This window comes from Microbacterium sp. cx-55, from assembly GCF_021117345.1.
In the GTDB taxonomy this organism is placed as follows: Bacteria; Actinomycetota; Actinomycetes; order Actinomycetales; family Microbacteriaceae; genus Microbacterium.
The window spans coordinates 1,831,209-1,844,769 of the sequence record NZ_CP088261.1; the positions used below are offsets into that span (position 1 = coordinate 1,831,209).

Consider the following 13,561-nt stretch of genomic DNA (forward strand, 5'->3'; position numbering starts at 1 on the left):
CGTGCCCGCCACGACCCACGAAACCGACGTCCTGGTGATCGGATGGGGCCTCTCCGGTCTCGTGGCGGCAGCGGAGGCCGCGGCCGCCGGACGGCGCGTCATCATCGTCGATCAGCAGGATCGCGCGGACTTCGGCGGACAGGCGTGGTGGTCGTTCGGTGGACTGTTCTTCATCGATTCCCCCGAACAGCGCCGGATGGGGGTGCGTGACTCGATCGAGCTGGCGCGTCAGGACTGGTTCGCGACCGCCGGTTTCGACCGACCCGAAGACGAGTGGCCGCGGCGCTGGGCGGATGCGTATCTCGCGTTCGCGCACGAGGAGAAGCGATCGTGGCTGCGGCAGAAGGGCGTCGGGTTCTTCCCCGTGGTCGGTTGGGCGGAGCGCGGCGGGTACACGGCGACCGGCCCCGGAAACTCCGTTCCCCGGTTCCACATCACCTGGGGCACCGGTCCCGGCATCGTCGCCCCGTTCCAGCGAGAGGTCGAGGCCGGTGAGCGGAGCGGGCGGATCACGGTGCTCCCCCGCCACCGCGTCACGGAGTTGGTCGCCCGGAACGGCGTTGTCGTCGGCGTGACCGGCGACATCCGCGAACCCACCGGTGCGCCGCGCGGCGTGGCCGCAGACGCCGCCGTCACCTCCGATTTCGAGGTCCGCGCGGGGGCGACCATCGTCTCCTCGGGCGGCATCGGCGGAAATCACGACCTCGTGCGGCGCAACTGGCCCGCACGTCTCGGCACGGCGCCGGAGACCATGATCACCGGCGTGCCCGCCTACGTGGACGGCGCCATGCTGAGCACCGCGGAGCGCACGGGCGCCCGACTCATCAACGGCGATCGGATGTGGCACTACGTCGAGGGCATTCAGAACGTCGATCCGGTCTGGCCCGCGCATGGGATCCGCATCCTGCCCGGACCGTCATCGGTGTGGCTCGACGCGAGCGGCACGCGACTCCCCGTTCCTCTGTTCCCCGGCTTCGACACGCTCGGCACCCTCGCGCACCTCCGAGCGACCGGTCATGACCATTCCTGGTTCGTGCTCTCGCAGCGCATCGTCGAGAAGGAATTCACGCTCTCCGGCAGCGAGCAGAATCCCGATCTGACCGGCAAGGATGTGCGTCTGCTCCTCAGATCGCGGCTTGGTCGCGGGGCGTCCGCACCGGTGCAGGCATTCCTCGATCACGGTGCCGACTTCGTCGTCCGGGACTCCCTCGACGATCTGCTCGCGGGGATGAGCGAGCTGCCCGGTGGTGACGCGCTCGATCTCGAGCGCGCGCGGTACGAGATCGAATCACGGGACCGGGAGATCGCCAACCCGTTCACGAAGGACGCCCAGATCGCGATGCTCCGCTCCGCTCGCGCCTTCCGGGGCGATCGCCTGATCCGCACGGCCGCACCGCACCGCATCCTCGATCCGGCCGCCGGCCCGCTCATCGCGGTCAAGCTCCACGTCCTCACCCGAAAGTCCCTGGGCGGGATCCAGACCGATCTCGACGCCCGCGCGCTCCGACCCGACGGCACCCCTATTCCCGGGCTGTACGCGGCCGGCGAAGCGAGCGGGTTCGGCGGCGGCGGGATGCACGGCTACCGCGCACTCGAGGGCACATTCCTCGGCGGATGCCTGTTCTCGGGGCGAACAGCAGGCCGTGCGGCGGTGCGCGCGGTGTAGTCGGCGGGGTCAGCGCCCGGTCGCGCGAACGGCCGTGAGGCCGCTCCGGCGCGGCTCACGGATCAGCACGTGACCGCGCTGCAGCGTGAGGCGGGTCCAACCCGGCGCCCGGAGAACCTCGATCGTCTCGTCGCCGAGCACGAACCCCATCGAGACGGCCGCGAACGCCGCGCCGCGAACGATGCCGTTCAACTCCGGGTCGTTCTCGCCCCAGATGCGCGCTCGAACCGTTCGGACGACGTCCTCGCCCGGGTCGGTCGGAAGTTCGTGCGCGACGGCCGCCATTCCCCACTGCGCGCGCGTCGCCAGCACCGCTGAGGTCAGCGGCGCCGCGCGCTCCCAACCCGACCGCGGCGGCGACACGCCGGCCCAGGCAGCCCGAACCGATGTCTCCGGCAAAGTGACCTGGTTTTCCGCGACGTCGGCGGTGAGTCCCGTGGCCGTCACCGTCAGGTCGCACTCTAGTTCGGCATCGACCGGGAGCACCCGCATCGCGAGGACGGTCGGCATCGACTCCAGCAGACTCCGCGGCGCGAGGACGCCCGCGGTCATCGCGAGCACGCCGGAGGCGGCGACCAGGCGCACGCTCGCATCGGGGTCGACGATCGCGACGCGACCGGCGAAGGTCAGGGCGTCGGCGGCCGCGGCGGCATCCGGGAACCGAAGGCGAGAAGACATCCGATCTAAACTATCAAGCGCACACGACGACGGAGGTAGACAGCGTGACGACACTCGGATCAGACCCCCTCCAAGGCGGCACCTCGACCGAGGGCGATCCGGTCGAATCGCTCCTGGAGGTCCTCTCTCTGGCCTCGACGGAGGCTCGCACCACGGAAGACATCTTCACCGGCATCTCACTCCCGATGCCCTACGGCCGCGTCTACGGCGGCCAGGTGCTCGCGCAGGCCGTCGTCGCCGCGTCTCGAACGATGGATGCGGACCGCCCGATCCATTCGATGCACGGGTACTTCCTCCGCGCGGGCGACTCGTCGAAAGGCATCACGTTCTCGGTCGACCGGCTTCGCGATGGTCGATCGTTCAGCGCCCGTCGCACGCAGGCATTCCAGGAGGGCGTGCCGATCTTCTCGATGATCGCGTCGTTCCAGACGGAGGACGACGGACTCGAGCACGTGATCCCCGCGCCCGACGTCCCCGGCCCCGATGAGATCTCCTCCCCCGAGGGAACCGGCGTGCACCCGATGTCACGGCGGCGGTTCGGCGACCTTCCGATCGAGGTGCGACACGTCGACGGATCGCTCTACGGCGCAGATCCCGTCGCTCCGCAGCCGCGCCAGGCGGTATGGGTGCGATCGCGCCGCGAGATGCCGGATGACCCACTGCTCCACCGCGCGGCACTCGCGTACCTGTCCGACATGACGATCCAGGAGTCGATCCTCCGTGCGCACGGCCTGACCTGGATGACGCCGGGTGGCACCGTGGCGAGCCTCGATCACGCCATGTGGTGGCATCGTCCCGTCCGGGTCGACGACTGGCTGCTCTACGTGCAGGAGTCCCCCACGTCCCGCGGCGGGCGCGGCCTGGCCACGGGACGCATCTACACGCGCGACGGCGACCTCGTCGCGAGCGTTGCGCAGGAGGTCATGGTGCGCGCGCCGAAGGAGATTCTCGAGGAGCGCGCGCGGGCCGAGGGCTGAGCACGCGCTCCGGCGTCAGCGCCGGCGACCGAAGGTCAGGGGCGCGCCGACGAACGGTTCCCACGCCTGACGCATCTCCGGCGTCATGCGCACCGGGCGCCCATTCTCGGCATCCGCCAGCACGATAACGGCAGAAGAACGCGCGTAAAGCGTCTGGGGCGCGCCCTCGGGGCTATACACCTCGTAGCAGACCTCGATGCTCGATCCGCCGAGCTTCCCGAACCACATCTGCACGTCGAGCGGTGCGCGCTGGTACGGTACCGGATGCAGATACTCGATCTCCTGACGAGCGACGAGCGTCAGTGTTCCTTCGCCGGTCGGAACGATCGCGGTGGGCGCGGCGGGCTCGCCGACGGGCGGCTTCCAGAACGCGCGCACGCGCGCTTCTTCGAGCAGCTTGAGCATCGACGTGTTGTTGACGTGATTGAACGCGTCGAGATCACCCCACCGCAGGTGGATCGGGATGTGCAGGCGCGCCGCGCCGCCGACCGGCGACGCGTCAGTCACGCGTGAGCTTGCGGTGAGTGGAGCGGTGCGGGTTCGCCGCATCCGGTCCGAGGCGCTCGATCTTGTTCTCTTCGTAGGCGTCGAAGTTACCCTCGAACCAGTACCACTTGTCGGGCTCCGCATCCGTTCCCTCGTAGGCGAGGATGTGGGTCGCGATGCGGTCGAGGAACCACCGGTCGTGCGTGATGACCACGGCGCAGCCCGGGAACTCGAGGAGCGCGTTCTCGAGCGAGCCGAGCGTCTCCACGTCCAGGTCGTTCGTCGGCTCGTCGAGGAGGAGCAGGTTGCCGCCCTCTTTCAGAGTGAGCGCGAGGTTCAGACGGTTGCGCTCACCGCCGGAGAGGACGCCCGCCTTCTTCTGCTGGTCGGGTCCTTTGAAGCCGAACTTGGACACGTAGGCCCGCGAGGGGATCTCGGTCTTGCCGACCGTGATGATGTCGAGGCCGTCGGAGACGACCTCCCACAGCGTCTTGTTCGGGTCGATGTTGGCGCGACTCTGGTCGACGTAGCTGATCTTGACCGTCTCGCCGATCTTCAGATCGCCGCCGTCGAGCGGCTCGAGTCCGACGATCGTCTTGAAGAGCGTCGTCTTTCCCACACCGTTCGGGCCGATGACACCGACGATGCCGTTCGGCGGCAGGCTGAAGCTGAGGCCGCTCATGAGCGACCGGCCGTCGAAGCCCTTCTGCAGCTTCTTCGCCTCGATCACGATGCTACCCAGTCGCGGACCGGCCGGAATTTGGATCTCTTCGAAGTCGAGCTTGCGCGTGCGCTCGGCTTCGGCGGCCATCTCCTCGTAGCGGGCGAGTCGCGCCTTCGACTTGGTCTGGCGACCCTTCGCGCTCGAACGCACCCACTCCAGTTCGTCCTTCAGACGACGGGCGAGCTTGGCGTCCTTCTTGCCCTGCACGTCGAGACGCTCGGCCTTCTTCTCGAGGTAGGTCGAGTAGTTGCCCTCGTAGCCGATGAGGCGCCCGCGGTCGACCTCGGCGATCCATTCCGCGACGTTGTCGAGGAAGTACCGGTCGTGGGTGATGGCGATGACCGCGCCCTTGTACGACTGCAGATGCTGCTCGAGCCACTGCACGCTTTCAGCGTCGAGGTGGTTGGTGGGCTCATCGAGGAGGAGCAGATCGGGCTTCTGGAGGAGAAGCTTCGCGAGCGCCACCCGGCGTCGCTCTCCACCGGAGAGCGGAGCGATGGCCGCGTCGCCCGGAGGCGTACGGAGCGCATCCATCGCCTGCTCGAGCTGGGAGTCGAGATCCCAGCCGTCGGCCGCGTCGATCTCTTCCTGCAGCACGCCCATCTCTGCCAGCAGCGCGTCGAAGTCCGCATCCGGATCCGCCATCAGTGCGGAGATCTCGTTGAAGCGGTCGAGCTTCGGCTTGATCGCGACGCCATCCTGGATGTTCTCGAGCACCGTCTTGGACTCGTCGAGCACGGGTTCCTGCATCAGGATGCCGACGGTGAAGCCCGGCGTGAGCTTCGCCTCGCCGTTGGAGGGGGCGTCCAGGCCCGCCATGATCTTGATGATCGTCGACTTACCCGCACCGTTCGGCCCGACCATGCCGATCTTCGCTCCGGGGAGGAACGACATCGCCACGTCGTCGAGAATCAGCTTCTCGCCGACTGCCTTGCGGGCACGGACCATCTGGTAGATGTACTCAGCCATAGCGGGAAAATCACCTTCGCTTGTCGAACAGGGCCGCTCAGGCACGCAGCGCGCCGCGCGGGAGGTCGGCGCTACTGGTCGGCGGAAGTCGTTACCAGCCTATCCGACGGGCCTTAATCGCGCGTGATCAGGCGCGCGCTCGTGATCACGCGGTGCGCACATCAGGACGCGAGCATCACCAATCGATGGTGCGCGTGCGACCCAGCAGGCATCCGCCGTCCGGCAGGCCCTCGGCGACGATCGACACGGGGTTACCGGTCGCCGGGCCCACCTGTCCGATCAGGCATTCCTGCCCCCACCGCACGGAGAACTGGATGCTCTCGGCCGGATTTCCCACCGTGGACTGGTCGGCCGTCACTTGCATCGCCGACTTGTCGAAACCGGCGGCGACCAGCGCGTCGACGTAGGCGCGCCCGGAAACGCGGTCTCCCCCGTTCCACACCTGAGCGACGAGCTCTGCGAAATACGGAAGGTTGTCGTCGGCCGATCCCTCCGGCACGAGCGCCGGCCCCGTCGGGGTGGGCGTGGCGCTCGGCGTATCGCTCACGACAACCGTCGGCGACGGCGACAGAGATGGCGCGGGGGTCGTGCCCGTGCACCCCGCGAGGGCGACCGCCCCGGCAGCGATGATCAGGAGGGATGCGGGCAGTCGGCCGAGACGGGTCGAAGTCACGGCGCCAGTCTAAGCATCAGAACGGTGTCTCCCCTGTGGAGACCAGCTCGCGCTCGGTGCCCGGAGCCGCCCAGGAGTCGGCAGCGGCGCCGTCGTCCTCCGACGCCGTCGGAGTCGGTGCCACCTCTTGGCGACTCGACTGCTTCCGGTCGAACGTGCTCGTTCCCCACAGCAGGTCGTGCCCGAGCGCGTCGGCGTCGATCTCGGCGCTGACTCCTTTCCGTCCGCCCGCCTCCCACTCGCGCAGACGGAACCATCCGGTGACCACCACCCGGTCGCCCTTGTGCAGCGACTCGTACGCGTGCTCGCCGAGCGCCCGAAACGCGCTGACGGTGTACCAATTCGTGTAGTCATCGACCCACGCGGAGGCCGTCTGGTCGTACCGCCGATGCGTGACCGCGATGCGGAAACTCGTCACTGCTCCCCCGCGCGGCAGGTCGCGGCGCTCGGGGACCGCGGCGATGTTGCCGACGATGGTGATCTTCTCGCTCATGTTCGTCTCCCATTCTCCTCCGAGGGCCTTCCCCGGATGCTGCGGCGCCCGAGTGCCCGTCGGACGCCGCAGCTGGGTCCACTGTCGCGCGAAGGCCGGGCGGGCGCCGGGACGATTCGCGCTTCCGTGGACAAACGCGCGCATCGCGGTGCTGGGGAGGAGCACTGCGCGGCGGCGGGTTCGGATGTCGGAGGCCCTGCGTACCGTCGGATCAGAACCGAGAGGACCATCCATGTCCGCGATCTCCACAGTCCCGTCATCCTCCGGCACGACGCGCATGCGCACCGAGATACTGGTGCCGCTCGGCTGGGGCAGATGGCGTGTGCTCGACGCGCAGGGTGCCGCGACGGGCCTGATCGAAGAGCACGAGAGCCCGCGCGGTGCCCGCTACCGCGCGCTCCGATATCGCTGGAGTTCGCGGTCCTTCGTCGGGATCGGCGAGTTCTGGAGCGCGGATGACGCGCTCGAGGCGCTCCGGGGTTCCTGAGCGCCTCCCGTCAGACGACCGCGTCAGACGACCGCGTCGAGCCGGTCGAGCATGACCGGGGCTGCACCGGCGCGGATCCGCTGCCAGGTCACCGCGAGCGCGTTCACCGCCGCGTCGATTCGCGCCGGCGCCACGGTGAACGGCACCCGAAGATTGCGCTCGTATCCGCCGTCGATGGAGAACCGTGGGCCGGCCGACAGGAGCACACCTTCCGAGCGCACCCCCATGACGAGCGCACCCGAAAGCGGCGCGCCCAGATCGACCCACAGCGACAGCCCTCCGTCGACGGTGGGGGTGCTCCACTCCGGCAGCCGTTCGTGCAGCGCGTCGACGAGCGCGTCCCGCCCCTCGCGAAGCACGTGCGCTCGCTGCGCGATGATCTCGGGCAGGCGGGGCACGAGCGTGCGCGCGATCAGCTGCTCCCACTCGGGAGTTCCGAGTTCGATCGCGAAGCGCGCGGCCATGACCCGCCGCAGAAGATCCGCGTTCGCCCGGATCCAGCCCACCCGCAGTCCGCCCCACACCGTCTTGCCGAAGGACCCTACGCGGATGACGGACGCGCCCGCGTCGGACATCCCGAAAGCCCGAGGCTTCACGGCGCGGTCGATGTCGAGGTCGGCCGTCGTCTCGTCCACGATCACGGTCGTGCCGGCGCGCGCGGCCGCCCGCTCCATCGCGTCGCGCTCCGCGTTGTTCATCGACCGCCCGGTCGGATTCTGGAAGTCGGGCATGAGGTAGGCGAGCGTCGGCGCCGTGCGCTCGAAGGCCTGCTCGGCGCGGTCGAGGTCCCACCCGTCGCCGGTCGTGACCGGCACACTCACCAGTCGAGCCCCCGCCGCCCGGAACGACTCGGCTGCGTGCGGGTAGGTGGGACTCTCGATGAGCACCCGATCACCCCGCACGACGAGGGTCGTCGCGAGAAGGTGGAGAGCGCTCTGCGCACCGTTCGTGATCATGATCTCGCCGGCATCCGTCGGGATTCCCGACCGCGTGTACCGCTCGGCGATGACCGCGCGCAGCGCCTCGTTGCCGATCACGTCGTAGCCCGGTGCGGTGAGCAACGTCGTCACGGAGCCGGCCGCTTCCGCGATGACGCCGGCGAGCCCCGGCCACGCGGGCGGACTGGCCTGCTGCAGGTCGATCGCTCGCGGGTCGGCGACGACCGTGCGGGCGACCGCGGCGCGGCCGAGCGGCTCCGTCACGCTCCCGGACCCGCGGATGCTTCGAATGTCGCCGGATTCACGAAGGCTCCGGTACGCGGCGGCGATGGTGGTGCGGCTCACGCCGAGAGCCGCGGCGAGCTCCCGTTCCGCCGGCAGCGCTGTGCGCGGGGCGATGCGGTTGTCGAGCCCGAGGAGTCGGATGCTGTCCGCGAGCGCCTCGTAGGCGGGCTCGCTGGTGCGCCATCCGCCCAGCAGGACCGTGAGGGCGCGTGCGGAGATTCGGGAGTCCATGCGGCCACTGTACGGCAATTGGCATCTTGCCTACAGTCCAATTGAGGGCTGAGATAGCCAGATGATCCGCCGCATCCTTCGCCTCCTCCTCGGCCTGCCGCTCTACGGGGCGGGCGCCGCGCTCACGATCGAAGCGGGCCTCGGCGTCGACCCGTGGACGGTCTTCGCGCAGGGCATCTCGCTTCACACCGGTATCGGCATCGGCTGGCTGACCAATATCATCGGGCTCCTCGTTCTCCTCCTCTGGATCCCGCTTCGACAGCGCCCCGGCATCGGGACGGTCGCGAACATCCTCCTCGTGGGCACCGCGATGCAAGCAACCCTGTCCCTCGTGCCGCCTGTGACGAACCCGGCGCTACGCGTGCTGGTTCTCCTGGCCGGGATCGTGCTCGTCGCCGTGGCGAGCGGTATCTACCTGGGCGCACGACTCGGCGCCGGCCCGCGAGACGGGTTGATGACCGGCATCCGATCACGGTGGGGCTGGCCGGTCTGGCTCGCGCGCGGCACCGTCGAGCTGAGCGTGCTCACCATCGGCTGGTTACTCGGCGGAAACGTCGGCATCGGCACCCTCGCGTTCGCACTCCTCATCGGCCCGCTCGTGCACGTCATGATGCCGTTGTTCGCCATGCGTTCGCGGACGCCGGCCGGCCGCCGACCGCGGCGAAGCGACCGCGATACCCTTGAGGGCGCTACCCCCCGTAGCTCAGCGGATAGAGCAGGAGCCTTCTAATCTCTTGGTCGGGTGTTCGAGTCACCCCGGGGGGACACAAGACCTGCGGCGGATGTCGGAGGCCCGGAGGAGGATGAAGGCATGAGCGGAACCGACGGAGACAGGCTGGTCTGGATCGACTGCGAGATGACGGGCCTCGAGCTCGACGTCGATCAGCTGGTCGAAATCGCGATCGTGGTCACCGACTTCGAGCTGAACCCGTTGCACGAAGGGTTCCAGCTCGTCATCCGGCCCGACGCGTCGGCGCTCGAGAACATGGGCGAGTTCGTCACCGAGATGCACCGCAGTTCGGGGCTCCTCGACGAGATCCCGAACGGCGTGAGCGTGGCCGAAGCCGAGTTCCAGGCGCTCGAGTACATCCAGCGCTTCGCGCCGGTCGAGGGCAAGGCTCCGCTCGCGGGCAACACGATCGGCACCGACCGTGCATTCCTCTCCCGGTACATGCCCCGGCTCGACCGCTGGCTGCACTATCGGAACGTCGATGTGTCGAGCATCAAAGAACTCTCTCGGCGCTGGTATCCCCGCGTGTACTTCAACGCGCCGGCGAAGGATGGCGGCCACCGGGCGCTCGCCGACATCCGCGAATCCATCCGTGAGCTCGCCTATTACCGCGAGGCCGTCTTCGTGCCCGAGCCCGGTCCCACGAGCGACGATGCACGCGCGGTCGCGGCGTCGGTCGTGTCCGCATTCGCTCCCCAAGTATGAGAGAATCTTTGGGTTGCCCGCTCGCGCGGGAGACATGGTGGGTATAGCTCAGTTGGTAGAGCGCGGCCTTGTGGTGGCCGATGTCGCGGGTTCGAGCCCCGTTACTCACCCCAATAGCGAAACCTCGCGGTCAGTGAGCGTTTCTCCGTGACAATGCAGATGGATGCCGAGGCGTTCGAGCGTCTCGTCGTGGACGAGCTCGACCGCCTTCCCGACGACATGGTGAACGGACTGGACAACGTGATCTTCGTCGTCGAGGACCGAAACGTCGACGCGGACCTGCTCGGCTTGTACGACGGGTGGGCGCTGACCGAGCGCGAACGATACGGTTCGGGCGAGCTGCCCGATCGGATCGTCGTCTACCGCGAGGCGCATCTCGCCGTGTGCGCAGACGAGAACGAACTCCGCGATGAGGTGCATACGACGCTCGTGCACGAGATCGCGCACTTCTACGGCATCGACGATGACCGACTGCACGAGCTGGGGTGGGCATGACTCCCCCGCTCGCCACACCCGACACGGTCGAAGGCGTCGACCTGCTCGACGCGCCCAGTTTCGACCCCGACTGGCAGACTGTCGTCTGGAACGACCCGGTCAACCTGATGAGTTACGTGGTGCACGTCTTCCGCACCTACTTCGGCTACTCCGAGGCCGAGGCGACCCGCCTCATGAAGGGCGTCCACCACGATGGGCACGCGGTCGTGGCGGAGGGAATGCGCGAGCAGATGGAACTTCACGCGCAGCGATGCACGACTACGGCCTCTGGGCCACCGTTCGAAAGGCTCCGCGCGCGTGATCGATCCACCCGAGACGGTCGTCCTCGAGCTCACCCGCGTCGAGGCCGTGCATCTGCGCGGTCTCGTCGATCAGTTCGTCGATCTCCTGTCGGATGCGCCGGATGCCGCCGCCGATCCGGCGATCGCGCGCCTCGTACCGTCCGCCTACCCCGACGATCCCGCGGCCGCCGCCCAGTTCCGGTCCTCGACCCAACCCGAGCTCCTCCGGCGGCGAACCGACGAGGCCGCGATGGTGCTCGCCGATCTGTCGGTGGCGGGGCACGCCGATGATCTCGCGCACGACGGCCCGGAGGACGCCCTCGCCGAGTTCGTCATCCGGCTCGACCGAGAGCGCACGGGCGCGTGGCTGCGGACCCTCGCGGCGGTGCGGCTCGTGTTGGCCGCTCGGCTCGGCATCCAGTCCGAAGACGATCACGAACCAAGTGATGCCCGTTACGGCGTGTACGAGTGGCTCGGCTATCGGCTCGACGGGCTGACACGGGCAGCATCCGGTTCTGACGTCTGAAAAGTGCGGGCGTCAACGCGGAATGAGGCGCGGGACTCCGGCGAGTTCTCGGCGAGGTGCACGTCCTCCTGCCGCGCCCAGCGATCCCAGTGCGGCTCGTACGTCGCACCGTCGCGTTGCAGAGCCCGACGGCGACGCTCGGTCGACGGCGCGTCGACCCAGACGCACACGTCCGCCCACCGCGCGCTCCGTGCGGTGAGAAGACCCGCTCCCTCCAGCAGGAGCGGACGTGTCGGGTCGATCTCGTGTTCGGCGCCGTACTGCGAGATCACCCAGTCCCATTCGCGCCAGCGACCGGGCTGTCCTGCCGCGTGCGGCTCGAGGATGTCGACGCACGCACGATCGGCGCCCTCGCGGAGACCGTCCCATCCGGGATAGATCGAGTCGAGGCCGACGCTCTGCACGGCCGGCATCCGGGACGCGATGGCGCGCGCGAGCGTGGTCTTGCCCGACCCCGAGCGGCCATCGATCAGGATGCGGGGCACCGCGCGCACGGCGGACGCGGCGGTGACGATGATGTCGACCGCCGCGTCGGGCGTGAGGTCGCGACTACTTCTTGAGCGCGCGGATGACACGGCTGAGCGCGCGACCCGCGACGAACAGGAAGGGGATCCCGACCGCGAGCAGAGAAACCACGTTGGGTTCGAAGCGGAGGTCGTCGCCCTTACGGATGTAGGCGCCGAGCGGAACCGCAGCGCCGCCCCCACCACCGCCGGAGGCACCGGACTCGTCGGCGCCGCCGCCGAACCCGCTCCACGTCAATGCCACCGGGATGATGCGGATGCCGTCGACATCCTGCTGCTCCCCGTAGACGGCGGTCACGCCGAGGGAGGTCGCCTGCTTGCCGAGGTCGAGTACGAAGTTGGACATATCTCCACGGTAGTGCCGTCGGCCGCCATGTCACAGTGCTTGACGGATGCAGTGCTTGACGGATGCGTTCGCCGTCACTCCGAGTGCGGCGCGGGCGGCCGAGGATGCGAGGGCAGCGTCGTTCCTCCGCGCGGTGGCCCGAGCAGCGCGGCGCGGGTCACGACGCCGCGACCGAACCGGGTCGTCGCGCCGTCCATCGCTTCTTCGACCCGGCGCCATTCCGCGTCGTCGTCCCACAGCATGGCCGACGCCGTGGCGCTGCGGAGGTTCTCTGCGCGGACGCCGATCAGGCGGATGGGGAGCGGTCGCTCCAACGCGCTCAAGAGCTCGCGCGCCGCATCGCCGATGCGCTGACCGACGGCCGTCGGCTCCGGCAGGGTCACCGACCGGCTCACCGTGCGGAAATCCGCGAATCGCACCTTGAGCGCGACGGTTGCCGCCTCGGCACCGTGCGCACGCAGGCGCGCCCCCACGCGGTCAGCGAGTCGGCGGAGCTCGGCTCCGAGGACCGCGTCGTCGTCGACGTCGTCCTCGAACGTCTCCTCGTGGCCGATGCTCTTCTCGATGCGTTCAGTTTGGATCTCGCGGGCGTCTTCGCCGCGCGCGAGATGCCAGATGCGCTCGCCCATCGACGCCCCCAGCGCGCGATCGAGTATCGGTCGCGGTGTGGCCAGCACGTCGCCGATCGTGCGGATGCCCCGCGACTCGAGAGATTCCGCGGACTTCGGCCCCACGCCCCAGAGCGCCCGGACAGAACGCGGACGAAGGAAGTCCATGGTGCGGTCGGCCGGGATGATCAGGAGGCCGTCGGGCTTGCTCATGGTCGATGCCATCTTCGCGACGTGCTTGGTCGAGGCGGCACCGATGCTGCACGTGAGCCCGGTGCGCTCCCGCACCTGCGCCCGCAACATCCGCGCAATGACTCCCGGTGACCCCCACAGGCGGCGCGCACCGCGCACGTCGAGGAAGGCTTCATCGATCGACAACGGTTCTACGAGGGGGGTGATCTCGTGGAAGATCGACATCACCGCGCGGGACGACTCGATGTACCGGTCGAAGTGCGGTCGCACGACGACCGCGGTGGGACACAGTCGCAATGCCTGTGAGACCGGCATGGCCGAACGGACGCCGAACTTCCGCGCCTCGTACGAGGCACTCGAGACCACGCTTCGCCCCTCGGGCGCACCGATGATGATCGGCTTACCCGCCAGGGCCGGGTTGTCGAGCACTTCGACGGCCGCATAGAACGCGTCCATGTCGACGTGCAGGATGCCCGCTCCGGTGTCGTCGGCATCATCCGGCGACACGATGCGTCCTGATCCGTCGCCGCGTCCCACGTTCCGATTG

The 13,561-nt window shown here is 68.8% G+C and carries 16 protein-coding genes, 2 tRNA genes and 1 pseudogene; 10 read left to right on the forward strand and 9 right to left on the reverse strand.

The features are described from left to right. The first annotated feature begins 1 nt into the window (after window position 1). A complete protein-coding gene (locus tag LQ938_RS08590) occupies window positions 2-1,666 on the forward strand; it encodes an FAD-binding dehydrogenase (RefSeq protein WP_223721012.1) in 1,665 nt (554 codons plus the stop codon). 9 nt (window positions 1,667-1,675) lie between these two features. On the opposite strand, the gene LQ938_RS08595 is transcribed toward LQ938_RS08590, so the two are convergent. After that, window positions 1,676-2,344 (reverse strand): hypothetical protein, encoded by a 669-nt coding sequence (locus LQ938_RS08595; RefSeq protein ID WP_223721011.1) that lies wholly within the window; start codon window positions 2,342-2,344, stop codon window positions 1,676-1,678. Window positions 2,345-2,388: 44 nt separating this feature from the next. Between LQ938_RS08595 and LQ938_RS08600 the strand changes: the two genes are divergently transcribed. Further along, complete coding sequence (locus LQ938_RS08600) at window positions 2,389-3,321, forward strand: acyl-CoA thioesterase (protein WP_223721010.1); 933 nt, start codon at window positions 2,389-2,391, stop codon at window positions 3,319-3,321. A gap of 15 nt (window positions 3,322-3,336) precedes the next feature. Here LQ938_RS08600 and LQ938_RS08605 read toward each other — a convergent pair whose 3' ends face one another. From LQ938_RS08605 to LQ938_RS08620, 4 genes are all read right to left on the reverse strand, one after another. Beyond that, a complete protein-coding gene (locus LQ938_RS08605; RefSeq protein ID WP_223721009.1) occupies window positions 3,337-3,828 on the reverse strand; it encodes an acyl-CoA thioesterase in 492 nt (163 codons plus the stop codon). Beyond that, on the reverse strand, window positions 3,821-5,500 hold the full coding sequence (gene ettA / locus LQ938_RS08610; RefSeq protein ID WP_223721008.1) for an energy-dependent translational throttle protein EttA: 1,680 nt from the start codon (window positions 5,498-5,500) through the stop codon (window positions 3,821-3,823). The genes LQ938_RS08605 and ettA overlap by 8 nt, the downstream gene beginning before the upstream one ends. 175 nt (window positions 5,501-5,675) lie before the next feature. Continuing rightward, a complete protein-coding gene (locus tag LQ938_RS08615) occupies window positions 5,676-6,173 on the reverse strand; it encodes a DUF6993 domain-containing protein (protein ID WP_223721007.1) in 498 nt (165 codons plus the stop codon). A 16-nt stretch (window positions 6,174-6,189) separates the two neighbouring features. Next, entirely contained in the window at window positions 6,190-6,666 is a 477-nt protein-coding gene (locus LQ938_RS08620; protein WP_223721006.1) for a single-stranded DNA-binding protein, read from the reverse strand. Window positions 6,667-6,898: 232 nt separating this feature from the next. Between LQ938_RS08620 and LQ938_RS08625 the strand changes: the two genes are divergently transcribed. Next, the gene (locus LQ938_RS08625) at window positions 6,899-7,153 is read left to right on the forward strand and encodes a hypothetical protein (protein ID WP_223721005.1); all 255 of its coding nucleotides are present in this window, start codon (window positions 6,899-6,901) and stop codon (window positions 7,151-7,153) included. Window positions 7,154-7,176: 23 nt separating this feature from the next. On the opposite strand, the gene yczR is transcribed toward LQ938_RS08625, so the two are convergent. Further along, complete coding sequence (yczR, locus tag LQ938_RS08630) at window positions 7,177-8,607, reverse strand: MocR-like transcription factor YczR (protein ID WP_223721004.1); 1,431 nt, start codon at window positions 8,605-8,607, stop codon at window positions 7,177-7,179. 61 nt (window positions 8,608-8,668) lie between these two features. On the opposite strand from yczR, the gene yczE reads away from it, so the two are divergent. The 7 genes and pseudogenes from yczE to LQ938_RS08665 all read left to right on the forward strand — a co-directional run bounded on the left by yczE (window position 8,669) and on the right by LQ938_RS08665 (window position 11,344). Beyond that, window positions 8,669-9,337: a membrane protein YczE gene (yczE, locus tag LQ938_RS15530; protein ID WP_223721618.1), complete on the forward strand. Its 669-nt coding sequence runs from the start codon at window positions 8,669-8,671 to the stop codon at window positions 9,335-9,337. Then, window positions 9,300-9,372: transfer RNA gene (locus tag LQ938_RS08640), tRNA-Arg, on the forward strand. The genes yczE and LQ938_RS08640 overlap by 38 nt, the downstream gene beginning before the upstream one ends. Before the next feature lie 46 nt (window positions 9,373-9,418). Further along, window positions 9,419-10,042 carry an oligoribonuclease gene (orn, locus tag LQ938_RS08645; RefSeq protein ID WP_223721003.1) on the forward strand — a complete coding sequence of 208 codons (624 nt, stop codon included), beginning with the start codon at window positions 9,419-9,421 and terminating at the stop codon, window positions 10,040-10,042. 37 nt (window positions 10,043-10,079) lie between these two features. Further along, window positions 10,080-10,155 (forward strand) — tRNA-His (locus tag LQ938_RS08650). A 40-nt stretch (window positions 10,156-10,195) separates the two neighbouring features. Further along, the gene (locus tag LQ938_RS08655) at window positions 10,196-10,537 is read left to right on the forward strand and encodes a metallopeptidase family protein (RefSeq protein ID WP_223721617.1); all 342 of its coding nucleotides are present in this window, start codon (window positions 10,196-10,198) and stop codon (window positions 10,535-10,537) included. Further along, window positions 10,534-10,838, forward strand: a pseudogene (gene clpS / locus LQ938_RS08660) (ATP-dependent Clp protease adapter ClpS). The gene LQ938_RS08655 and the pseudogene clpS overlap by 4 nt, the downstream one beginning before the upstream one ends. Next, on the forward strand, window positions 10,835-11,344 hold the full coding sequence (locus LQ938_RS08665) for a DUF2017 family protein (RefSeq protein WP_223721002.1): 510 nt from the start codon (window positions 10,835-10,837) through the stop codon (window positions 11,342-11,344). Before clpS ends, LQ938_RS08665 begins: the two are co-directional and overlap by 4 nt. Here LQ938_RS08665 and LQ938_RS08670 read toward each other — a convergent pair. From LQ938_RS08670 to LQ938_RS08680, 3 genes are all read right to left on the reverse strand, one after another. Next, window positions 11,296-11,919 (reverse strand): hypothetical protein, encoded by a 624-nt coding sequence (locus tag LQ938_RS08670; protein ID WP_223721001.1) that lies wholly within the window; start codon window positions 11,917-11,919, stop codon window positions 11,296-11,298. The genes LQ938_RS08665 and LQ938_RS08670 overlap by 49 nt on opposite strands. Next, entirely contained in the window at window positions 11,894-12,214 is a 321-nt protein-coding gene (locus LQ938_RS08675; RefSeq protein ID WP_223721000.1) for a hypothetical protein, read from the reverse strand. The genes LQ938_RS08670 and LQ938_RS08675 overlap by 26 nt, the downstream gene beginning before the upstream one ends. Window positions 12,215-12,288: 74 nt before the next feature. Then, window positions 12,289-13,551, reverse strand: coding sequence for a DNA polymerase IV (locus LQ938_RS08680; RefSeq protein ID WP_223720999.1), 1,263 nt, complete (start codon window positions 13,549-13,551; stop codon window positions 12,289-12,291). Between the last annotated feature and the right edge of the window lie 10 nt (window positions 13,552-13,561).